General features: G+C 68.8%; 21 protein-coding genes and 3 pseudogenes. 13 read left to right on the top strand and 11 right to left on the bottom strand.

Annotation, left to right across the window (positions count from 1 at the left end; translation table 11 throughout):
• The first annotated feature begins 69 nt into the window (after window positions 1-69).
• The 3 genes from KM933_RS10005 to KM933_RS09995 all read left to right on the top strand — a co-directional run bounded on the left by KM933_RS10005 (window position 70) and on the right by KM933_RS09995 (window position 2821).
• Entirely contained in the window at window positions 70-924 is an 855-nt protein-coding gene (locus tag KM933_RS10005) for an alpha/beta hydrolase (protein ID WP_221350381.1), read from the top strand.
• Between the two features lie 534 nt (window positions 925-1458).
• Window positions 1459-2223 carry a hypothetical protein gene (locus KM933_RS10000; RefSeq protein WP_260333320.1) on the top strand — a complete coding sequence of 255 codons (765 nt, stop codon included), beginning with the start codon at window positions 1459-1461 and terminating at the stop codon, window positions 2221-2223.
• Between the two features lie 13 nt (window positions 2224-2236).
• Window positions 2237-2821 (top strand): short chain dehydrogenase, encoded by a 585-nt coding sequence (locus tag KM933_RS09995; RefSeq protein WP_221350591.1) that lies wholly within the window; start codon window positions 2237-2239, stop codon window positions 2819-2821.
• Window positions 2822-2926: 105 nt separating this feature from the next.
• Here KM933_RS09995 and KM933_RS09990 read toward each other — a convergent pair whose 3' ends face one another.
• Window positions 2927-3838 carry a MerR family transcriptional regulator gene (locus KM933_RS09990; RefSeq protein ID WP_221350380.1) on the bottom strand — a complete coding sequence of 304 codons (912 nt, stop codon included), beginning with the start codon at window positions 3836-3838 and terminating at the stop codon, window positions 2927-2929.
• Between the two features lie 788 nt (window positions 3839-4626).
• Between KM933_RS09990 and KM933_RS09985 the strand changes: the two genes are divergently transcribed.
• Window positions 4627-5067: a hypothetical protein gene (locus KM933_RS09985; RefSeq protein WP_221350378.1), complete on the top strand. Its 441-nt coding sequence runs from the start codon at window positions 4627-4629 to the stop codon at window positions 5065-5067.
• Between the two features lie 304 nt (window positions 5068-5371).
• Here the strand turns inward: KM933_RS09985 and KM933_RS09980 are convergent.
• The 5 genes and pseudogenes from KM933_RS09980 to KM933_RS09960 all read right to left on the bottom strand — a co-directional run.
• Window positions 5372-5524: pseudogene (locus KM933_RS09980) on the bottom strand (IS30 family transposase); the annotation flags it as partial.
• Window positions 5525-5648: 124 nt separating this feature from the next.
• A pseudogene (locus KM933_RS39175) lies at window positions 5649-6041 on the bottom strand (IS3 family transposase); the annotation flags it as partial.
• Window positions 6042-6058: 17 nt separating this feature from the next.
• Complete coding sequence (locus KM933_RS09970) at window positions 6059-6385, bottom strand: transposase (RefSeq protein WP_221350376.1); 327 nt, start codon at window positions 6383-6385, stop codon at window positions 6059-6061.
• Between the two features lie 94 nt (window positions 6386-6479).
• Entirely contained in the window at window positions 6480-7031 is a 552-nt protein-coding gene (locus KM933_RS09965) for a DoxX family protein (RefSeq protein WP_260333319.1), read from the bottom strand.
• Window positions 7032-7220: 189 nt separating this feature from the next.
• Window positions 7221-8096: a VOC family protein gene (locus KM933_RS09960; protein WP_221350373.1), complete on the bottom strand. Its 876-nt coding sequence runs from the start codon at window positions 8094-8096 to the stop codon at window positions 7221-7223.
• A gap of 85 nt (window positions 8097-8181) precedes the next feature.
• Between KM933_RS09960 and KM933_RS09955 the strand changes: the two genes are divergently transcribed.
• The 3 genes and pseudogenes from KM933_RS09955 (at window position 8182) to KM933_RS09950 (ending at window position 10164) form a co-directional block, all read left to right on the top strand.
• Window positions 8182-9138 (top strand): Lrp/AsnC family transcriptional regulator, encoded by a 957-nt coding sequence (locus tag KM933_RS09955; RefSeq protein WP_221350371.1) that lies wholly within the window; start codon window positions 8182-8184, stop codon window positions 9136-9138.
• Window positions 9139-9741: 603 nt separating this feature from the next.
• Window positions 9742-9998, top strand: a pseudogene (locus KM933_RS39170) (NF041680 family putative transposase); the annotation flags it as partial.
• Window positions 9999-10020: 22 nt separating this feature from the next.
• Window positions 10021-10164, top strand: a complete 144-nt coding sequence (locus KM933_RS09950; protein WP_221350368.1) for a hypothetical protein — start codon at window positions 10021-10023, stop codon at window positions 10162-10164.
• 560 nt (window positions 10165-10724) lie between these two features.
• On the opposite strand, the gene KM933_RS09945 is transcribed toward KM933_RS09950, so the two are convergent.
• Window positions 10725-10922, bottom strand: a complete 198-nt coding sequence (locus KM933_RS09945; RefSeq protein ID WP_221350367.1) for an ATP-binding protein — start codon at window positions 10920-10922, stop codon at window positions 10725-10727.
• A gap of 52 nt (window positions 10923-10974) precedes the next feature.
• Window positions 10975-11889, bottom strand: a complete 915-nt coding sequence (locus KM933_RS09940) for an NmrA/HSCARG family protein (RefSeq protein WP_221350366.1) — start codon at window positions 11887-11889, stop codon at window positions 10975-10977.
• A gap of 101 nt (window positions 11890-11990) precedes the next feature.
• Between KM933_RS09940 and KM933_RS09935 the strand changes: the two genes are divergently transcribed.
• Window positions 11991-12575 carry a TetR/AcrR family transcriptional regulator gene (locus tag KM933_RS09935; RefSeq protein WP_221350364.1) on the top strand — a complete coding sequence of 195 codons (585 nt, stop codon included), beginning with the start codon at window positions 11991-11993 and terminating at the stop codon, window positions 12573-12575.
• A gap of 138 nt (window positions 12576-12713) precedes the next feature.
• On the opposite strand, the gene KM933_RS09930 is transcribed toward KM933_RS09935, so the two are convergent.
• The 3 genes from KM933_RS09930 to KM933_RS39160 form a co-directional block, all read right to left on the bottom strand.
• The gene (locus tag KM933_RS09930; protein WP_221350362.1) at window positions 12714-12956 is read right to left on the bottom strand and encodes a hypothetical protein; all 243 of its coding nucleotides are present in this window, start codon (window positions 12954-12956) and stop codon (window positions 12714-12716) included.
• A 204-nt stretch (window positions 12957-13160) separates the two neighbouring features.
• Window positions 13161-13817 (bottom strand): hypothetical protein, encoded by a 657-nt coding sequence (locus tag KM933_RS40220; protein WP_221350360.1) that lies wholly within the window; start codon window positions 13815-13817, stop codon window positions 13161-13163.
• Between the two features lie 348 nt (window positions 13818-14165).
• On the bottom strand, window positions 14166-14507 hold the full coding sequence (locus tag KM933_RS39160) for a hypothetical protein (protein ID WP_260333318.1): 342 nt from the start codon (window positions 14505-14507) through the stop codon (window positions 14166-14168).
• A gap of 809 nt (window positions 14508-15316) precedes the next feature.
• Between KM933_RS39160 and KM933_RS09915 the strand changes: the two genes are divergently transcribed.
• The 5 genes from KM933_RS09915 (at window position 15317) to KM933_RS09895 (ending at window position 19121) form a co-directional block, all read left to right on the top strand.
• Entirely contained in the window at window positions 15317-15943 is a 627-nt protein-coding gene (locus KM933_RS09915) for a hypothetical protein (RefSeq protein ID WP_221350358.1), read from the top strand.
• 670 nt (window positions 15944-16613) lie between these two features.
• Window positions 16614-17522 carry a zinc-binding dehydrogenase gene (locus tag KM933_RS09910; RefSeq protein WP_221350589.1) on the top strand — a complete coding sequence of 303 codons (909 nt, stop codon included), beginning with the start codon at window positions 16614-16616 and terminating at the stop codon, window positions 17520-17522.
• Window positions 17523-17596: 74 nt separating this feature from the next.
• The gene (locus tag KM933_RS09905) at window positions 17597-18514 is read left to right on the top strand and encodes an AraC family transcriptional regulator (RefSeq protein WP_221350356.1); all 918 of its coding nucleotides are present in this window, start codon (window positions 17597-17599) and stop codon (window positions 18512-18514) included.
• A complete protein-coding gene (locus KM933_RS39155; protein WP_260333317.1) occupies window positions 18453-18746 on the top strand; it encodes a hypothetical protein in 294 nt (97 codons plus the stop codon). The genes KM933_RS09905 and KM933_RS39155 overlap by 62 nt, the downstream gene beginning before the upstream one ends.
• A 192-nt stretch (window positions 18747-18938) precedes the next feature.
• Window positions 18939-19121 (top strand): hypothetical protein, encoded by a 183-nt coding sequence (locus KM933_RS09895; RefSeq protein ID WP_221350620.1) that lies wholly within the window; start codon window positions 18939-18941, stop codon window positions 19119-19121.
• Window positions 19122-19224 lie beyond the last annotated feature (103 nt).

The raw sequence follows: 19224 nt of genomic DNA, 5'->3' as shown, positions 1-19224 counted from the left end.
CGGAACTGCTCTCGACCCCATCAACGCCGTCCTCGTCATCCAGGCCGACCCCATCGTGAAGGACCTCAGATGAGCACCATGTGGCAAGGTTGCCTCGCCCACACCGACTATTTCGAGATGCGCTCCAGCGGTGGGCACGACTACGGCGTGTGGGTCACCACGCCACCGAACTACGACCCTGCCGCGGCGCAAGCGCCTGTCGTGTACGTCCTCGACGGCAACTGGGCCGTGGGCATGACCGCCCCGCTCATAGTCACGCAGCTGGACCCCATGCAGTCGATCCTGCCCTACGTCCAAGTCAGCGTGGGTTACGCGGGCGAGGAAGCAGAGCACTGGGAACGGCTGCGCAACCGCGATCTCGTACCCCCGGGCGAGCCCATCGCGAAGGAGTACGTCGATGCGGTGGACATGGGGGTCGAAACAGGGACGATGACGCGCGAGCAAGCCGATGCCTACCTCGCTGAACTGAGCGACAGCCGCGGGGATATGTTCCTGAACTTCCTTACCGACGACCTGCACCCGCGGATCGAACGCGACTACGGTACAGCCCCGGGCGGTCACGGCCTCTTCGGCTACTCCTACGGCGGACTCTTCAGTCTCTACGCCTGGCTCACCAACAGCACCTTCTTCGAGAGCATCGGCGCGGGTAGCCCCGGCATTGTCAGTGCGGACAGTCAGGTCTTCGCCCGCCTTCAAGCCATGGGTGACACCCTGCCTGACACCAAGCTTCACGTGACCTTCAACGACCGGGAGATCCTCGGAGACTTGGCGGTCTACCAGAATCTCGCGAAGAACACGGCCACGTTCCTCCACCGCCTCAGCGCACGCAACGGTTCTGTCACCAGCGCACTCATGCACGAAACGCACGTGACCGGGCTGCAGGCGTCGTTCCTCAGCTACCTCAGGACCTGCCGTGGCCGATAGCTGCCTGCTCGCGGCCGTCGTCATGGGCCAAGAGGTGCGCTGCCTCCTCCGACAGGCTCTGTGCGAGACCCCGGGCCCTGTACGGGCCCGGGGACCGGTCGGAGCCTGGAGCCGGTCGCCGTCACGCGCGGAGTTCGGTCCGTAGCGCTCGATGAGGTCGCAGGTGCAGATCACGCGGCCATGGCGTGTCCTGTCGCTCTCCTCACGGCGGTGCTGCCTACGCCCAGCGAGCAGTCAGCTTCAGGGCAGCGACCGCTGAACGATGACCAGGCGCTCCACCACGACGTTCGGCTTCAGCTTCACGCACCTGAACGCGGACTTGGGGTACTGCTGGCTGTGTGCGCCGACTTGGCCGCGCACAGCAAGTAACCGTGAGGACTCTCTTCTGAGCCATTCGACGGGAAGCCGGACTCCGGTGCGGGAGCGGTGCGCACCAGGTGCGCGGCATCGGGTCCGTTCAGTGGCCGGCTTCCCGGGCGCGGTACGGTCCGGGCTCCTGCGGGCGGCGCGCCTGCTGATCGTCCTGGCGCGCCGGTGCGGCTTCTCGGCATCGTCGCGGTGCGCGGAGCGGTCCATCGTCGTACGGGCCCGGTCAACACCGTGCTCCGGCACGCAAACGCCGCACGCCGGCAGGACACCATTCGCGACAACCGGCCCCGACCCAGCAGGCTGGACCCCTGCAAGCCCTACCTGGAGCGACGGTTTGCCGCAGGATTCACCAGCGTCACCCACCTCCACAGTGAACTTGTTGCCGACAACGCCTCCGTCACCCACCAGATGGTCCGCGCCCACATCGCCACCCTCCGCAGGACGCCGGCCGGCGCCCCATCCCAGCCGCCGACGGTGCGCCAGGTGACCGGCTGGCTCACCCGACACCCCACCGCGCCGAGCGAGGGCGACCGCGCCGGGCTGAAGGATGTCCTGGTGCGCTGCCCCGAACTGGACCCGGCCGCTGGGCACGTCCGCAACTTCGGCGAGATACTCAACAACCGTCCGGGTGCCACGCTCCCTGCCCGGATCGACTCGGTCGACGCCAGCCAACCACCTGGCCTCACCGGTTTCGCACTCCACCTGCTACGGGACCTCGACGCCGTGGCAGCGGGGCTCACCCTGGACTGGAGCTCCGGCAGCATCGAGGGATCCGTCAACCGCATCAAGAAGATCAGGAGACAGCTCTATGGGCGAGCCGGATTCGAACTGCTCCGCAAAGTTGATCCTGCTTCAGTAGCCGTCCACAACCGCTCTCCCGGGTCTGTGGCAGTGCGGAGAAAGACGTCGCTCGTGTGTTACCGACCCTGACATGATCGATGACATGAAGGTACTTGTGATCGGAGCGACAGGCACGATCGGCAGCGCTGTCGTCAGCGCGTTAGAGGCTTCTCATCAGGTGATCAAGGGGTCCCGCAGGGGGCCGGTGAAGGTGGATATGGAAGACCCGTCTTCCTTGGACGCACTCTTCGATGAGGTGCCGGATCTCGACGCTGTGGTGTGCTGCGCCGCCAGCGGCCCGCTGGTGGACCTGGAGTCAGCGGCGGATGAAGAGATCGTGACTGGAGTACAGGGCAAGCTGCTGGGGCAGGTCGCGCTGGTGCAACGAGCTGTGCGCCGGCTGCGCGATGGCGGCTCCATCACTCTGACCGGGGGCACCTTCTCCACCCCGCTGGCCGGCGGTTCGCTGGGGGCTCTCGTCAACACCGGCCTGGAAGGCTTCGTCCGCAACGCGGCCAGCGAGCTGCCGCGAAGGCTTCGCATCAATCTCATCAGCCCTGGGTGGATCAAGGAAACCCTGGAAAGCATGGGCGCAGACGGGAGCGAGGGAACTCCTGTCTCCGAGGTGGCCCGGGCGTATGTGACAACGGTGGAAGGCACCGCGCAAGGCCAGACCATACGTCCGTAACCGTCAGGAGAGGCCGGCCCGTCGCCATCGAGGGCGACGGGCCAGCGACCTGAGTGCGGGATAGCCGAACCCCTGCCTCACAGGGCAATACGGCTAGGGCGTGTTTTAGGTAGCGGGTGAGTCTTGGGCGGAGAGTTCTACGGCCAGTTCCATACAGCGCAGGCGGGCTGGGGAGAAGTCGTAGGGCATCTTGCCGATGGCTTCGAACACGCTCGTGGAGTCAGTCTCCCGCCCGCCGGAGCTGGGATCGGCCTCGTCCTCGCCCTCATGGGCGGGAGCAGGGTGCAAAGCGTCCCAGGCGTCGAAGAGGGCATCGTCGTCCTTTTCCAGACCGGACTTCTCGATGACGGCGTGCAGGGCGCTTTCGAAGGCGTGCCGTTCGGCGGCCACCTGGGCCACGCGCGGATCATCGACGGCGACACTGTCATCGAGTGCCTCCTCGGCGTCATCGATGCGGTCGGAGTCCTCCCGCAGAGCGGGGTGCGTGGCCAGGACGACGAAGCGGGTGGCCTGGACGGCCGCGCCGAGCGGGCCGAAGATCCGCTCAGTGACCAGCAGGCTGTCCAGGTCCGCCTGACGCAGGGAGCCCTCGGGCAGGCTCTTGAGGCGTTCGGTGACGAAGTCGGAGAGCAGACCCATCCGGCTGCCTTCGGTGCGCATCCGCTGCACGGCGGTCCGCTGCCGCCGCACTTCTGCTTCCTGCTCGGCGAGGGTTTCCTCCAACCGCTCCAGGATGACCTGGATACCGTCTCCGCTGTCCGCACCGGCGGAAGCCGTGCCGGTGGTAAAGGCGTCACGGATGTCGTCCAGGGCGATCCCGGCGTCGGCCATCTTGCGAATCCACAGCAGCCGGATCATGTCTTCGTAGCCGTAGCGGCGGCGGTCATCGCCGCCCCGCTCAGGCTCGGGGAGCAGGCCGATCTCGTGGTAATGACGGATCGCCCGCGGCGTGGTGCCGGCGAAGGCCGCCGCGTCACCGATCTTGACCTGGCGAGGTGGCATGAAGGACGAATGCATGAGCAGGGATCTTTCCTCAAGGGATCGGGACGTAAGTCCACCGGACCACATGCCGCTACGGAAGGTGCAACCCCATACGCACCGCCCCGCGCCGATGCCAGGAAATGCGCCCTTCCTCCGTAATGAGCGCAGGGCCGTCCCTTCCTGCTGGGGCATCCGCACGACGGCACGCTGAGGGTTCGCAGCCACTGATGAATCGCCGCGACCTGAACCGTCGCCTCGAACCGAACCGCGAGTTTGTCGAACCGGGTAGGAGGGTGCGTCATCAGCGACAACGTCACCCCGTCCACCGGCACCCCCTCACACAGCACCTCACACAAACGCCCCGGCACCTCCCGTGCATCACCGCCGGCGGCGGCCAGAACACGACCGGCCAACCCGTACCGAGACGACAACCCCATCCGCCTCCCCGACTCCCGGGGACCCTCGGGCCGGTTACCCGCCACACACCGCCACCACCCCACCGCCGCATGCGTCCGCCTATCGCCCGACGCGCGACACAGCGCGACGGCATCCTCCCGGAACTCCTCCGAATACGGAGACTTCCGTCCTACCTGGACATCCCTCCCTGGACCATCAAGATCCAAGTGTCTCCGGTGTCCAAAACCCGGGGTCAAGGCCCGGCCTCCTCAAAAACGTCTGCCGACGCGCCCGGAGCGGTTCGCTCCGGGCAGGGATCAGCCCTCTCCACCGGCCCCGGAGCGGTTCAGTCCGCGTCCTTGGGTTGCCTGTTCCTCGCGTTCCGCCCCAGCACGTGACCAGGAAGGCGGGCAGTCGTTGAGCAGGAGGTGAACGGCCTGCTGCTGACACGTGCCGCTGTCTGCCTGTCCGTGCTGGTCACCGTCCAGGCGGTGATGGTCTCGGTGGCCGGGGCCGGAGGTGTGGGTGATCTCCTTTCTCCTGCCCTGGGCAACGGCTGCGGCAACCACGGCCGCGCCGGCGCCGGTGCCATCTCGCACGCCCATGGTGGTACTGCAGGCGGCAGCGGCCTCGGTATTCCCCTCACCGGATCACTCAACCACTGCGGCGGCGCCGACCTGCCCAACCCACAGACGGCTCAGGGCCTCTTGGACGGGGTCGTCCGGCCCTACGGCTACTACTCCAGTGAGGGGCACAGCACGCAGTCCGCCCAGAATCAGGACGCGCTCTTCACGCCGTTGCAGGGCGGCGTCACCTGTATCGGCCTGCTCAGCGCGACGTTGCCGCTGAACCCTTGTCCTGTCGTGTAGAAAGCAGGCCAGGTGCTCGCTGTGCCTTGCCCTGGCCGGCGGCCGCGGCAGCCCGCGTGCCGATGGGAAAGCCACCGCCCCGGCCGGGCGGCGCCGGGTGAACCGGTGCAGACACCGTGTGCGACGCGAAGCCGCACCACTCCGGGGGGAGGGGAAAACTCCGCCCTCGACAAGTGATCAGTGCGGACCGGCCGCCAGGATCCGTCCTGCCCCTGGCGGCCGCGGACGGGTCCTTCGCCGTCCTGCTGACGCCCGGCCAACGCCATGGCAGCGACTGGGCGGCCGACCGAGTCCGCTTCACCGGGGCGTGGCCGGAGAGTTCCTTTCCGCGGTCCCAGGTGAGGGTTTTGCGTAGCTGCTCAGGCAACTGCGTCATCGAGGCGGTGAGCGCTGTGTTCATCGCGATCGCGCCATAGCCCCCGAGCGAGGTGCCGTTTTCCACGGGCGGATTCTCGCCATCGCTGGTCTTCAGACTCCAGTCCGCCGTGGCCACGTCGCACACCTCCGAGATCGAAGTGTTGCGACGACCGGTTGAATTCACCCTGGCAGCCGCGACCGGCATGATGAATGAGCCTGTCCGGCTCGATCTCGCGACTGGCGGGAGCGTACTCCAGCGTCGTCAGGACCAGCTCGGCGTCCGCGCGGGCGGAGGTCTCCCAGGCGACGACCCGGCGGGAGAAGGCGTGGCGGATCGCCGAGAGCCACAGCGGGCCCCCGCTGGTCGAGATCATCGTCAGGTCGGTGACCCACAACCGGTTCGGCGCCGGGGCCGTGAAGTCCCGGTTCACCAGGCCCGGGGCGGGGGTGGCCCTGGGATCGCGGCGCGTGAAGCCCTTGCGGCGTGGACTCACACCTGCGATGTCGGTCTCGCGCATCAGGCGCTCGACCCGCTTGCGGCCCACCTGGGCGCCCGCGCGGCTGAGGGTGGCGTGCACGCGTGGCGAGCCGTAGTTGCCGCCGGATTCCGCGTGGATCTCCTTGATCCTCCCGGTCAGCTCGGCATCGCGGCGCCGGCGTTCGCACGGCTCCTTCCCGGCACGGCGCCAGCGGTAGTAGGTGGAGGAGGGGATGTGCAGTTCCCGAAGTACACCGCGAAAAACGCCGAGGCCGTCCGCAGGACGTCGTTGGCCCGCTTGAGCTGGACGTTCTCCCTGCGCAGGGCGACGGGCTCGGTCCGTTCATCAGTGGTCAGCCGGTCGTCGCGTTCACCGGCCTCCGCCTCGGCCTGCCGGATCCAGCCGCGCAGAGCCTCGGGAGGCACCCCGAGATCGACAGCCAACTTCTTGATCTGGGACCCCGGCTCGGCGGTGCGGTACATCCGCACCGCACCGCACGCTCACGCGACTCAGGCGAGTACTTCCGGGGTGCGGCCATGGGCACTGGTCCTTTCACGAACCCCATCCGACCCGCTGTCAGCACCTTCCGCATCCCGGGGGAACCTCAGACCGGGCTGCAACTGTGTCGTCGGTGCCGGGCCGGATCGCGGCCGGCCAGTGACGGTGGGGCGTCTCATGGGCAGTTGTGGCTGCCCACAACGCGATGGCGATGAAGAGCAACTGCTCGGGAATCCTGAACCACAAGGGCGTGGCGGGGTCGCCGTTGAGCGGGATGTTCTCGATGGCGGCGTAGATATTGGCTGGGAGCATCAGGACGAAGAGCACCGCCAGTCCGATCCCGGCCACCGGGCGTGTCACCGCACGGACGAGCCCGGCAGCGCCGAGCAGTTCCAGTAAACCGGTCACGTAGACCATCACCCGGGGAAGTGGAACGGAGGGCGGGACCATGGCTGCCAAGTCGTCGCGGCTGGGCATCACGCTGACGCTTGGCGGGGTGAAGTGCGCGGTCGCGGTAGCAACGAGCATGACAGCGAGACCATGTACGACGCTGGCTCGCCAGGTTGCGAACCGGCTGATGCCCAGCCTGCCGAGGAGACGAAATCCCACGGTCGGGCCGATGAGAAGCATGAGAGTTCCGAACATGAGAGTCCTCCGGTAGGGACAAGACACGCAGGACGAGCGGCGATGGTCGTGCACATCGCCCGGTTCGGCTGCGGGCGCATGCCAGGTGTTGCACGTACATGCGGGGAGGGGGCCCGGCGGAAACGGCCCGGCGTTCCTCGGGCACGATCTCCGGGATGGCGCTCGTCGTAATGTTCAACTGGCGGTGAAGAACAGGCCGGCTCCGTACGCGTGGCGTGCGGAGATGAAGAACCCGTCACCGGCCGGCCGGGTCATCGTGCCGTTGCTTTCGACGATCTTGCGGGCGTCGTCGACATCGTCGACCAAGATGGTCATGGCCGCCAGGTACGAGGAGGCCGGGACCGGTTCACCGGGCAGTACCTCTTCGGCGTCCGACGCGCGGACGAACTGCAACCGCGCAGCCGCCGCATAGAGCGTGGTGAGGGGGCCTTCACGTCTGGGGGCCACCTGCAGAATGCGGGTGTACCGGTTGGTGATCGCATCGAACTCGGAATCGGCGGCCACTATCAATACGGCGCCGAGACCACGGGCGCCGTTCGGGTGGCTGAGATAGCGCGGCTGGTGCACGTACCGGCGGGTGAGGTGCTGGGCGATCCCCACGTAGCCCTCCGGGGTCGAGCGCGGCTCGAGGTGAACGGCGCGGGCACGAACCGTGCGCGGCCCCTCCTCGGTGTCGACGTCGCGCTCCAGATCCAGCACACCTGAGGTGCGCAAGCCGGCGCCGGCCAAGCTGCGGTGTGTGGCTTCGGCGTCACCGGTGTCGAGGTTGATCAGCCGGAAGCCCTCGTATTCGTCGGCCATCGCCTTGGTGTGCCAGGGATCGGGCGCCGATTCCTCGACGATGCCAAGGAGTTCGATGTAGGACCCGCCGAACAGTGCGCAGCGGTTGGCGGTGCAGCCGGGCACCGGTGCTTCGCCGGGCCGCCCGGCCAGCAGGTGCCGCGAGCGGGGGCTGAGGGTGAATCCGAAGGAGGCATAGGCCCGCTCCAGCCCGTCGAGGTCGCGGGTCAGGACTCCGGTGTGATGGATGCCTTGGATGTCGCCTGTCATGGGGTCGATGCTTCACCGACCGCCGGTCCCGGCTCACCAACTGCCGCTCCCACGCCGCTATCCGACATCGACTTACACTGGCCTGGTGCATTCGGTCACGCTGGACGTACTAGATCTGCGGCTCCTGCACGCTCTCCAACTCGACGGGCGCGCCGCCTTCAGCAGGATCGCCGACGTCCTGAGTGTTTCCGACCGCACCGTGGCCCGCCGCTTCAGCAGGCTCCGTACCACGGGAATCGCCCGCGTGGCCGGTGTGACCGACAGCCACCGCACCGGCCATGCCGAATGGCTGGTGCGCCTGCGTGTCCTGCCTCCCGGCATCGCTGCGCTCGCCCGCGCGTTGGCCCGGCGCTCCGACACCGCCTGGGTGACCACTGCTTCCAGCAGCACAGAGATCGTCTGTATCTTCCGCGTCGCTGAAGGAGGACCGGCGCCCCTGGGTGTGTTGGGCCGCCTTCCACAGGTCACGCAGGTCGACGCGCAACGGCTGTTGCGCCCGGTGATGGACCACCGCTGGATCGGCCGGACCTCGGCTCTCACCGACGAGCAGATCGCCACACTGAGGCCGGCCGCCATCGCGGACACCACTCCGGTCCCCCTGACCGATCTCGACCGTCGCCTGCTGCCCGCCCTCGCCGCAGACGGCCGTGCCGCCTACCCTGATCTCGCCCGGCAGGTCGGCTGGTCGGAATCCGCCGTCCGTCGCCGCCTGGATGAACTCCGCCGGTCAGGCGCTCTCCAGTTCGACGTTGAGGTTGACTCGGGTCTGTTCGGCTTCTCCGTGCAATGTCTGCTCTGGTTGACCGTCACGCCCGCCCGGCTCGGCAGTGTCGCCCGGACGCTGGCTGGTGATCCTGAAGCGGCCTTCGTCGGCAGCACGACCGGCCCCCACAACCTGGTTGCCATCGCTGTCTGCCAAGACGCCAATGCCCTCCACACCTACCTCGCCGACCGCATCGGCTCACTCGACGGTGTCGACCGCACGGAAACGGTGTTGATCACCGCCTACGTCAAACGAGCCGCTCCGCCATCGGGCGTGTGAGTGACTGAACACCTGTGAGGTGGTGGTCGCGGCAAGGTGCGTCCCTGTTCGCGCCATCCCCCTCACATACTTGAGCAACTCAGTGCACTGCAATGGTACTTGCAGCTCCAACAGGCCGTTCGCGGTGGTGACAGCTAGGAGTTGCCCGTCGACCGGGGCGACAGACCACACCTCAGCTCCCATCTGTGCACGTGCCCGCGGCTCCGCTTCGTCTGGGGCGTGGAGCAGTAGTTGCTCGTCCCGGGTAGCCACAGCAAGGAGATCGCGGACTCCTGTTCCGACAAATCCGATCAAGCGCACACCTCGGGCGTGTGGGAGGTCCGGCTGCCGTGTTCGCCCACGGCCGGCAAGATTCCGTACGGTGACGCGGATACCGCCGTCCGAGTGGGCAACCGTCGGCTTGCCCTGCCAGACGCCGAGGTCGGAGATCCGGAGGGGCTCGCGTGGGGAGTCCGGGGGCCACGACCAATCAGCTTTGTCGAGCGGATACCTGATGACGCGGATGCCTTCCGCAGTGTCGGGAGAGGTGATCCGCAGGACTCCTCCGGCCCCTGCCACGCACAGCAAATCCGTAGGAATCCAGCGGCACGGTGATCCGGTTGACCGTGGCGAAGCTGCCCAGCGGAACCGAACAAGCTCACCCCCGCCCGGGTCCGCCGGGGGTTCAGGAACCTGCACGCACGGACGGGCACACGGCCCGTGCACCGAAACCCACCCGACCGGGCCCCGGCCGCCCACCCGGCTCGAGGAACCAGCAGCCCGCCACCCGCCAGGACGTCGGACGCGTCCTCGCCACCGGCGGGCCCTGCACTCGGCCCGCACACCACAAGGTCGGCACCAAGCCCCGGCGCACTGGATGAACGTCAAGCCTAGACTCTGACGATGCTCGAGGTCCTCGACGACCTGGACGTGCTGTCCCGCCCACACCTCGACCTCAGTGCCTGGCAGCTCTCGCGGAACACCGACCTCCCCGTCGGGGGTGTCGGCAACGTCATGACCCGCGACAGGAGGGAGGTCGGGAACTGAGCGGCGGTGGCCGCGAGCCCCACCAGGAAGATCGCCTTGGTGTCCGCTTTCGCGCCCGCCTCCGACTGCCGCGCCGGACGCGCCGCGAGTTCACTGTCGATCAGTTCCAGAGTCTGTTCCTGATCCTTGAGTTCCTGCGGCGTCGTCCCCGGAGGCGGGACTGGTGTGGCGGCCACCTGCCGATGACGCCACACGCCTGTGACACTCCCTGCCGGGCAGGGCGGAGCGGTTCAAGGGCCGCGTGCGGGAAGGCCGGCCAGACCGGTGTCGAGCATGACGCGGTCGGCGATCACCTTCAGGGTGCTGTCGGCGCTCTCTCCTGCGTACCGACGACCCGGCCCGCATGCCCGCACCCGGCAGCGGCCGGGCAGACGCTTGAGTGCCCGAGGGGATCAGCTGCGCTGAGGAACGTCGGCAGGCGCCACCGGCGGGCACGACGAGGCGCAGGGTTCCCCACCCACCCCGGCTGCCCACCCGGCAGAGGCCGGTATCCCTCGGACGGCGTCCGGTCCCGCGCCCGCCGCTGTGCCGTGCGCACCTCCGCACGCGCGGGAGCGCCTTCACTTCGTCACGAGGAGTGCCCAGACGCCTTTGCCCCGCGGTGCTGCGGCGGATCCCAGCAGGTCGTATCCCCAGCGGCGGCCGGTGAGGTCTTCGATGAGGAGCAGTCCCCGGCCCGAGTCGTCGTGCGCGGCCGGTGTCCGCGAGCGGGGCACACGGTTGGGAGCGCGGTCGACATTCTTGCTGTTCAGAGGCACTTTCTGCTTACCTGCCCACCCGTCGGACAGCCCGCTTCATGAAAGCGCGAGGCTAGTCGGACACGGGTGTCGGCTGCTCATCCGCCCACTCGGCGAAGGTGGTGACCGGGATGCCCAACTCCCGGGCAAACTCGGGCCGGGCGGGCTGGAGGACCGCGTTGTTCCACTCGTGTCCGGCCCCCCACGCCGGCATGCCCGCGCCGAGGGCCTCTTCCAGGCTCATGGAGGGTGCGGTCACGGGCACGCCCCAGGCGGCGGACAAGGTCTGCGCGATCTGCTCCATCGTGCGCAGGTCACCGGCCAGTTCCAGTTCCACCTGGTGGAACCGGTCGGGCTCTCGAAGGGCGTGCGACGCAGCCGTGCCGATGTCCCGCACGGCCACCAGGGCCAGTTCGGTGTCCGGTTTCAGTACCGTCAGCAGTCCGCCGCCGGGCTTCTTGGGCGCCAGCAGGGGCAGGTTCTCCATGAAGAAGGCGGGCTTGATCACCGTCCAGCGGGCAAAACCCGCACCACGCACCGCCTCCGTGATCGCCTGCTTGGTGTGGAAGTAGTCCGCCATCGCCGCCCAGCGTCCCTCGTCCCAGCCGGCGGACCGGGTGTGTTCACCGACTCCACTGGTCGAGGACTGTACGAACTGCTGTACTCCTGCGGCCTTCGCCGCGTCCACCAGGTTGGTGGCCTGGGCGAGTTCGCTCGCGAAGTCCACGCCGGTCTCGGTCATGGGCGGCATCTGCACCGAGAACACCGCGCGGACTCCCTCGACCGCCGGGCCGAGGGAGTCCCGGTCGGTAAGATCCGCCCGCACCAGCTCGGCACCCAGCGCCTTGATCGCTTGGGCGGGCTTCGACCGCGGATCGCGTACGAGCGCACGTACGGGCACCTCGGCGGCCAGAAGTGCGCGAGCCGTGGCCCCGCCTTGTTGGCCGGTGGCTCCGGTGACCAGGACTGTACCGCTGTTGATGGGCATGGTTGCCGCTCCTCCCGGATCGGAGAGACAAAACGGCAGGGCCCGCCGCTTCGTGTGCGGCTAAGATATGGCGGGGCCCGCCGTTTAGCAATGAGGAGATCATGACCGGTCAGCGCTCGGATGCCCGACGCAACTATCAGCGCATCCTCGCCGTCGCCGAAGCCGAGGTCGCCGCGCACGGCGCCGAGGCATCCCAGGAGCAGATCGCCCGCACCGCAGGCGTCGGTTCGGCGACCGTGCGCCGTCACTTCCCCACCCGCCGCGCCCTGCTCGAAGCCGTCTTCCAGGAGCGCATCGAGGCCCTGTGCGAGCGCGCCCACCGGCTGAGTGCGACCGAGGACGGCCGCACCGCACTCCTGGAGTGGCTCCACGCCTTCGTCCTCCACACCGTCTCAGCCCGTGGATTCGCCCATGTCCTCAGCTACGAACCCCCCAGCGAAAAACCCTCCCCGAACAGCTGTGGCAGCAGAATCGAAGCAGCCGGGACCCCCCTGCTCCAGCGGGCCATTCGCGACAGGACGGTTGCACCGCACGTCACCTTTCACGACCTGCTGACCCTCTCCGTCGGCATCGCCCTGGCCACCGAGCACCACACGGACCCCGATACCCAGGCCGACCGCCTCTTCCGTCTCGCTGTGGAAGGGCTCAGCCCTGAACCGGGCACAGCCGGAAAAGCCGCGCCGTGACACCGCTGATCATGTAGCGGGAGACCCGCCGCTGACCGCGTCGAGGCCCCGCAGCCACCGACGGGTGTCCTGCGCACCGTGACGACGGCTCCCGCACTCGCGGCCAGTGAGCGCGGGGGCCGTGGGCGCTGGCGTCCGTCACTGCCCCTCGTCCGTCAGACGGGGAGGGCGTCGATCGCGGCCTGCCGCGGGTCCGCCGCCGGTGGAGGCGTTGACCAGGATGTGCGGGGATCCGGCGTCCAGGTCGACGGAGACGAGCTGCCCGCCGACGCCGAACCCGATGATCGGCGCGGACTCCTTGGCCTTGGCCACCGCCTCCCGCGTCCTGGGGTCCTTGAAGACGGCCTTGACCGGGGGCTTGCGGGTCCTCTTCACCAGCACGTACGGCGTGCGGCCCTCTGGGTACCAGGAGAACGTGACGCCTTCCAGGGCGAGCTTCTGGGTGATGAGGTCGGCGACGACGTCGCGGGAGAAGCCCAGTTGGGCAGCACAGGCTCCTGTCAGCTGCGGTGACCGACGAAGCCGTTGCCTTTCTTGTCGTTGGCCTTCTTCGTGCCGGCCTGGATTCCGGCACCGTCGGCTGTCTCAGCAGGTGCCGCTGCCGGTGCCGGGTGCGCCGGGTGCGCCGTTGCCGACGCCGCCGAGCCCGCCGTCGCCGCCCGGGCCGCAGTGTCCGACCAGGCCGGTGCCGGTGGCCGCTCCGCCGTTGCCGCCCCCTCCGCCGGCCCCGCCGGTGCCGGTGAGGCCGCTGTTGCCGCCGTTGCCGCCCCTTGCGCCGGCCCCACCATTGTTGTTGCTGCCGGTCGCCGCGCCGCCCGCACCGCCCTGACCGCCGGCCCCGCCGGTGCCGACCGTGGAGTTGCCGCCGAGCCCGCCCAGGCCACCCATGGCGCCGGCGCTGCCGGTGGAACTCCCGGCCCCGCCGGCTCCCCCGATGCCTCCGGCCCCGCCGTCCCCGCCGTCCGGGCCCGAGTTGCCGCCGTTGCCACCGGCACCGCCGATGCCTGTCGTGCCCGCGCCGCCGACGCCGCCGTTGCCGCCGGCACCGCCCGCACCGCCGCCCCATCCGGCTCCGCCGTTGCCGCCCCTCCCGCCGGCACAGCCGGGAGCACCGTTGCCCCCGTCGGTACCGGGCCAGCCGGCCGGGTGGGTCGGGGTTCCGTCGGCGCCGTTGAGGCCGGTGGCACCGGAGCAGGCGGCACCAGTGGCCGCGCCCGCGGCAGGTCGTCGTTCTTCGTTCATGACGCAATCTCCTTGACGAAGGATCGGGTCAGGCTCACTGAATACCCGTGACGGAGCAATGTGTCAGCCACCAGAATTTCCGGCACCCCAGGCGTCCGTTTTCCCAGCCATGATTCCCGACAGGGACCGTCGGCTTTTCACGTCACCCCATTCCGGATATTCTCACGCTAATGTAGGTACGGCAGGTAATCCAGATGCCGGACATTTTGGAATTTAAGTCTTATTATCTAATTATGCGGTGCCCGTTTCAGTGGCTGTAATCGCACCGCCCGTTGTCCAGGGTCTCGACTTCGGCGGCGGCGTCGGGAAGTTCGGCCAGGAAGCCGAGCGGCCGGGTGGGGCTCCCGGTCAGTCCACCCTCCGCCCGCGAGAACGCGGACAGGCTGCGGGAACGCGGACAGGCGGCACGCCGTGAGGGCCGAGCAGCCGTACGGGCAGGGAGCGGATGGTGATGGCGTAGTACAGGGCGGCGGTGATTTCGTGCATCAGGCTGGTGTGGATTCCTGCGACCGGCACACTCGGCCGCTGGGTGCGGATCACGTCGTCGTACAGAGTCCCCCGCGGCGGGATGCACCGGGCGGGTTCACCGGTGTCGACACTGCCCGCCGCCCCCAGCCGTACCACCGAACCACCGGTGAAACCGGTGATCACGAACGACACGGCGGCGGCCCCCAGACGCTCTCTGAGCATGCGCGCCACCACATCCAGCGACTCCGCCGCCGCCGCCGACGTCCCTGCCAAGGTCATCGCCTCAGCCCCGCCGCCCCGTGCACCATCAGCGCTCGGCTCACCGTCCCCACCGTCTCCGTCCGGCCCGTCCGGCCCGTCCGGCCCGTCCACGGTCACGGCAACTCCTCGCTGCTCACTGCCCGCCAGTGCCCCGCGCATGGCGCACGGCCTGCCCATGATTCTTCTGCCGGGGACATCCGGTGTATCGGATTCCGGACGCTTCGTCGCTCCAGAGAGTTCCCCGGCGGAAGGGGCGCCCGGGGGCGCGGGAGCGGAGCGGCTGGAAGGACTCGCAATGGGACCAGAGGTGCCCGACCCCGGCTCCACGGCAAGGGCCTGAACGGCGCAGGGTCTCCCCGACCAGGTGCACCCTCTCCCTGCCGGGCAGCAACTGCAGCACACAGGAACGTGTCGCCCCTACCGCGCCGACGAGTGTCGGCGGCCGTCACACCATGTGCCGCCGGCCGGGGCAGGGCGGGTATTGGAGTTTTTCTTCACGTCACATCGACAGTCGCATGCAAGTGTCGTTCCGGGCTGGAGCGATGTCCGCCTGACAACCAGGACCTTGCGGCCCGTCACCAGAATGACAAGTTACCTCCAGAAGCCCCAACAACTCCAGAAAATAGCGACTTTTAAGCCAAAATTCCTTCAATGCGTATACTTTAAGACATTGGATCACATTTTTAAATGTGAAGTATTTTTTTGGACGTATATTGATGAAGCGCCAGTTAAGGAACATCCTCGACTGCGCACACCGAAAGGCGTACATCATGCGCGTCACGCGCAACACGTTCATCCCCCGGACCCTCCTGATCTCCGCGGTCGCCGCTCTCAGCCTCGCCGCGACCCCCGCTCTCGCTTCCGCGCCCACCCCGACCGAAGCGGGCGGCGCCCGAACCCAGATCAGTCTCAGCATCCTCGGCCTGCCCGGTGCCAACGGTGCCAACGGCGTCGGAACCAATGGCGGCACCGGTGGCCTCGGCGGCGTCGGCGGTGCCGCCGGCGCCAACGGCAACGGCGGTACGGGAGGCGCCGGAGGCAACGGCAACGGCAGCGCGAGCGTCGGTGGCGCCGGTGGCGCGGGGGGCGCCGGCGGGGCGAACGGCAACGGCGGAAGCGGGGGTGCCGGAGGCGCCGCTGCCCTCGGCGGCAAGGGCGGCAAGGGCGGCGTCGGCGGTGCCGGCAACGCCGGTACCGGCATCCTCGGCGGCAAGGGCGGCAAGGGCGGCGCCTCCACAGTCGGCGGCGGCTTCGCCGGTGGGGCCGGCGGAGCCGGCGGGGCAGCCAGTTCGGTGTGCCCGGGCAAGCCCGGCGGCGACGGCACCGCGGCCACGACCACCGCGAACGGCACCGCCGGGGCCACCGGCGCCGCCGGGAACACCACGCTCCCCTGCTGAGCGCGGTACAGCGCGAGGACCCATGCCTGCGCCCCGGCCCTCTCACGAGTCGAAGGACGCAGGGCCACCAGTCCTCCCAGAGACACGTCCGAACGGGACGTGACGCCAGACGATCACCGCTCACCGCTCACCGACAGGTGGTGAGCACAGGCGAACAAGCGCTCGGCCGGACTTCCCGGCCGAGCGCTTCCCTGTCTGCGGGCTCTGCCCACCACCTCCGTGTACGGCCTCCGCACGCGGGCTCTGTCCGCGGGTTCCGGTTCCCCGACGCCAACGAGACAGGTCGCGTTCGGGATCTGGGTCCGAGGGCCGCTGGAAGGCGACCTCACCGGCTTCGATCCGGCGACCCTGCTGCGTGACCTGGCGCGCGGGCCGCACCTGGCCTTCGGCTGCGCCCACCTGTACGCGCGCTCCCCGGCATCACCCTGGTCACGCTGCGCTTCGCCCGCGCCAACGCCCCGGCCTTCCCCGGCTCAATCGACTGGGTGCAGGGCTCGACGGGCCGTGAGTCGCAGTGACACAGATCGTCAAGTGATTGATTCTCGCGGGCCTGGTCGCTGCCCCGGTCCTGCGTCAGGGTTTCAAGAAGGCGGCTGTGCGGCATTCGCGCACTCGATCCGCTGCCGCGCCGAGTGTTCCGGCGCATCGACGAGAAAAGGAAGTACACCTCATGCGCGCCCTTGTGGTCGCTCACGGCGAGGCCGGACCCATCCGGTTCGCCGATGTGGATGAGCCCGTGCCGTCCGCCGGTGAGGCGTTGGTGGAGATACGGCACATCGGTCTCAATTTCGGAGAACTCAATTATGTGCACCAATGGCCGGCCGGTGCTGTGCACGGTCACGACGCGGCCGGCGTCGTGGTGCGCGCCGCTTCCGACGGGTCGGGGCCGCCCGAAGGTACGCGCGTCGCAGTGGGAATGGCTCCCCATGCGTGGGCGGAACGGGTGGCGGTCAGTCCCGCCTCGCTGGGCACCGTCCCTGAGGGCGTGGACCTGGCCGACGGTGCCGCGCTGGGGATCGCCGGAGTCACCGCACTGCGGGTGCTGCGCAAGCGTTCCCTGCTGGCGCGCAACGTCCTGGTCACCGGCGCCAGCGGAGGCGTGGGGCACTTCGCCGTCCAGCTGGCGGCACTGGCGGGCGCCCGGGTGACGGCACTCGTCGGTTCGCCGGACCGGGCCGCCGGACTCCGCGAACTCGGCGCCGGCGAGGTCCTGACCGACCTGGCCGACAACAAGGACCGGTTCGACCTCGTCCTGGACACGGTCGGCGGGCCGCTGGTTGCCCAGGCGTGGCGTTCCCTCGCCGAAGGCGGCACCATCCACCTGGTCGGTCACTCCTCCGGGCAGGAAACCACGTTTCCGGCAGGGGCCTTGTTCGGCTTCGGCGAACCCCGCGGCATCGCCACCTACGGCGACATGACACCGACCAGCGGAGAACTGACGGACCTGCTGGGCCTCATGGCCGCCGGGAGGCTCTCGGCACCGGTCGGGCTGCGAGGCAATTGGAAGGACGTGGACGACGCCGTCCGGGCGCTGTTCGCGCGGAAGGTGCACGGAAAGGTCGTTCTCGACGTGACCTGAGACTCCGGACGAGGACACATGCACCGCCGCCGCCCGCTGGCGGGCGGTTCGCGGCGGTGGACGAGAATGGACCCATGGATGTGCTGGCGGAGGTCTTGCGCGCCTCGGGTGCGCGTGGGGCACTCGGGGTCATGCTGAAGGCGGGAGGAACCTGGGGCCTGTGGATGGATTCCTATCCGGGAGCGGCTCTGCACGTGGTGTCCCGCGGCACCATGTGGCTCCACGTCACAGGCGAGAAAGCTCTTCGGGTGCAGGCCGGGGACGCCGTCCTGGTGTCACCGGGCACCGCACACGGAATAGCCGGCGGCGCCAGCGTGACGATGGGTTCCTGCGACCGTGAGGCGGCGGCCCGGGCTCTCGGCGATGGCCGGGCCCTGCGGCTGGGCTCGGCACCGGTGCAGACAGAAGTGATTGTCCTGCACTATGAGCAGGACCCGGAGGTGAGCACACCGGTGCTCACCTCCCTCGCCCGGCCCATGCACGTCACAGCACGCCAGAACGCGCAGCTCGGAAGGACCGTCGAACTGCTCACCGCGGAGCTCGCACAGCCGCAGATCGGCACCACCGCCGCCGTCAACAGCATCGTCGACCTCCTGCTCGTCCAGTTCGTACGTGCCTGGCTGGCCCGTCACCCGGAGGAGCAGTCCGGCTCCTGGCTGGGCGCGATGCGTGATCCGGTCGTGCGCGACGCCCTTGCCCGTATCCACGCCCGACCGGAACACCCCTGGACCACGGAGACCCTGGCCGCCGCGACGAGCGTCTCCCGGGCGACGCTGTCCAGGCACTTCCGCTCTGCCCTCGGACAGACGCCGGGCGCCTACGTGGAGCAGTGGCGCCTGGACCTGGCGTCAGTACGGCTCCGCGACACCGACGAACCGGTCGAGTCGATATCCGGTACGGTCGGATACAGCTCGCCGCAGGCTTTCAGCCGTGCCTTCCGACGTGCCCGAGGCACGTCCCCGGGCACGTACCGTTCACGACATCGCACGTGATCGCAGGCAGGCGATCACAGGCAGCGCTCAAGTACGAATTCGGAGCAGGAACAAAGCGGAGCAGGAACAAAGCGAAGTCGCCGCGCTGCGCGAGCGGGAGCGCGGCCTCACCTCTGCGATCCTCACGCACGCCTTCTGGAACGATGTCGCCGGGCCTGAACGGCTCGATGCCCGCTCCCAACTCAAGCACGCCCTCGATCGTGAGGACGGCGAGGACCAGGAGGCGGCGTAGCCGTGACGGAGCGTCGCCCACCACCGTGGTCCTCCCCGGCGGACACCTCCGTGCCCGCAAGTGGGTGGTTCGTGGTTCTTCGAGTGGATCTGCTGTCGCCTGAGGTGTGGCGGCGGGGCGGAATCTGCCGGTCCGCGGTTGTCGATCTGGTGATGTGACCGGGCGAGTGAACGCAAGCCGTATCCGAGTGACTTGTCGGACGACTTGTCGGACGAGCAGTGTTCGTTGATCGAGTCGGTGATCACCGCGTGGAAGGAGCTGACGGCGCGGTCGGTGAGCAGCTGGGCGCGGCGCTCGCGCGGAAGGCCGGCGAAGGCGGTGCCGGGAATGCCGGCCACGGCGCCGGTGCCTTCGCTGAGCTGGACGTGGCTGTGACCGTCTTGCCCGAGGAGCCGACGAGTGCGATCGCGTCCCGCTTGAACTCCTCGGTATACCGCTTCGTATACTTGCTTCCCACCTGGTACTACTTCCTCTGGAA

The sequence above is a fragment of the Streptomyces beigongshangae genome (assembly GCF_019710745.1).
Lineage (GTDB): Bacteria > Actinomycetota > Actinomycetes > Streptomycetales > Streptomycetaceae > Streptomyces > Streptomyces beigongshangae.
This window is presented reverse-complemented; position numbering and strand designations above follow the sequence as displayed.

Bases quoted from the DNA above. Each gene is read 5' to 3' on its own strand.
- KM933_RS10005 (WP_221350381.1), top strand. From the start codon at position 70: ATGAGCACCATGTGGCAAGGTTGCCTCGCCCACACCGACTATTTCGAG.
- KM933_RS09995 (WP_221350591.1), top strand. From the start codon at position 2,237: ATGAAGGTACTTGTGATCGGAGCGACAGGCACGATCGGCAGCGCTGTC.
- KM933_RS09990 (WP_221350380.1), bottom strand. From the start codon at position 3,838: ATGCATTCGTCCTTCATGCCACCTCGCCAGGTCAAGATCGGTGACGCG.
- KM933_RS09970 (WP_221350376.1), bottom strand. From the start codon at position 6,385: ATGTACCGCACCGCCGAGCCGGGGTCCCAGATCAAGAAGTTGGCTGTC.
- KM933_RS09965 (WP_260333319.1), bottom strand. From the start codon at position 7,031: ATGCTTCTCATCGGCCCGACCGTGGGATTTCGTCTCCTCGGCAGGCTG.
- KM933_RS09960 (WP_221350373.1), bottom strand. From the start codon at position 8,096: ATGACAGGCGACATCCAAGGCATCCATCACACCGGAGTCCTGACCCGC.
- KM933_RS09950 (WP_221350368.1), top strand. From the start codon at position 10,021: ATGCTCGAGGTCCTCGACGACCTGGACGTGCTGTCCCGCCCACACCTC.
- KM933_RS09940 (WP_221350366.1), bottom strand. From the start codon at position 11,889: ATGCCCATCAACAGCGGTACAGTCCTGGTCACCGGAGCCACCGGCCAA.
- KM933_RS09935 (WP_221350364.1), top strand. From the start codon at position 11,991: ATGACCGGTCAGCGCTCGGATGCCCGACGCAACTATCAGCGCATCCTC.
- KM933_RS40220 (WP_221350360.1), bottom strand. From the start codon at position 13,817: ATGAACGAAGAACGACGACCTGCCGCGGGCGCGGCCACTGGTGCCGCC.
- KM933_RS39160 (WP_260333318.1), bottom strand. From the start codon at position 14,507: ATGCTCAGAGAGCGTCTGGGGGCCGCCGCCGTGTCGTTCGTGATCACC.
- KM933_RS09915 (WP_221350358.1), top strand. From the start codon at position 15,317: ATGCGCGTCACGCGCAACACGTTCATCCCCCGGACCCTCCTGATCTCC.
- KM933_RS09910 (WP_221350589.1), top strand. From the start codon at position 16,614: ATGCGCGCCCTTGTGGTCGCTCACGGCGAGGCCGGACCCATCCGGTTC.
- KM933_RS09905 (WP_221350356.1), top strand. From the start codon at position 17,597: ATGGATGTGCTGGCGGAGGTCTTGCGCGCCTCGGGTGCGCGTGGGGCA.